The sequence below is a fragment of the Shigella sp. FC1544 genome (assembly GCF_001722145.1).
In the GTDB taxonomy this organism is placed as follows: domain Bacteria; phylum Pseudomonadota; class Gammaproteobacteria; order Enterobacterales; family Enterobacteriaceae; genus Escherichia; species Escherichia coli.
In genome coordinates, this window is sequence record NZ_MECT01000494.1 from 1 (window position 1) to 303 (window position 303).

At 61.1% G+C, this 303-nt stretch carries 1 protein-coding gene; it reads right to left on the reverse strand.

Going from position 1 to position 303, the window contains the following annotated elements:
* Positions 1–303: IS66 family transposase (locus BGK49_RS18900; protein WP_146628144.1), on the reverse strand; the 303-nt coding region annotated here is incomplete at both ends.

A 303-nucleotide genomic window follows, 5' to 3' on the forward strand; every position in this document is an offset into this window, starting at 1 on the left:
GGGTGCGAACGTGCACATCGTGGATTTTACGGCGGGCGTGAGCCCAACAGGCGGCTTCCGTTATCCGGCCATCCCGGTACAGCTCGTTGAACCCGGCGTATGCATCCGCCTGCAGTACACCACTGAACCCCGCAAGATGGGTCTGCGGATGGATGCCTTTTCTGTCCGGGCTGTAAGCGAACCACACCGCCGGCGCCAGCGTTGACCCGGCGTTACGGTCGTCACGAACGTAGGTCCATAACCGCCCGGTCTTCGTTTTCTTATTGCCTGGCAACAGCACCGGGACAGGCGTGTCATCAGCAT